We start from the raw sequence: 365 nt of genomic DNA, 5'->3' as shown, positions 1-365 counted from the left end.
ATTTTCGGCCTGGTGATGGGCACTGGCGGGGCGGCCGGGTTGCTGGTGGGCGGCGCACTCACCAGCGCCGACATCGCCGGGCTGGGCTGGCGCGCGGCCTTCCTGATCAACGTACCGGTCGGGCTGACGGCCGCGCTGCTGGGCGGGCGCTGGATCCCGCACCCAAGCCCCGACGCGGCGAAGGTGCATCTGGATACAACCGGCGTGGCGTGGATGGCCGTGAGCGTGGCGGCCGTGCTGGTGCCGTTGCTGTTCGGCCGCGAATTGCACTGGCCGGTGTGGACGCTCGCGCTGCTGGTTGTTGGCGTGCTGGGTATGGCCACCTTCCAGCAGCTTGAGGCCCGTGTCGACCGCGCAGGCGGTAC

The 365-nt window shown here is 71.0% G+C and carries 1 pseudogene; it reads left to right on the top strand.

What is annotated here, in order from left to right:
- Nucleotides 1-365: pseudogene (locus D1614_RS28145) on the top strand (hypothetical protein); the annotation flags it as partial.

The organism is Maribellus luteus (assembly GCF_003576475.1).
Taxonomy (GTDB): Bacteria; Bacteroidota; Bacteroidia; order Bacteroidales; family Prolixibacteraceae; genus Draconibacterium; species Draconibacterium luteum.
This window is presented reverse-complemented; position numbering and strand designations above follow the sequence as displayed.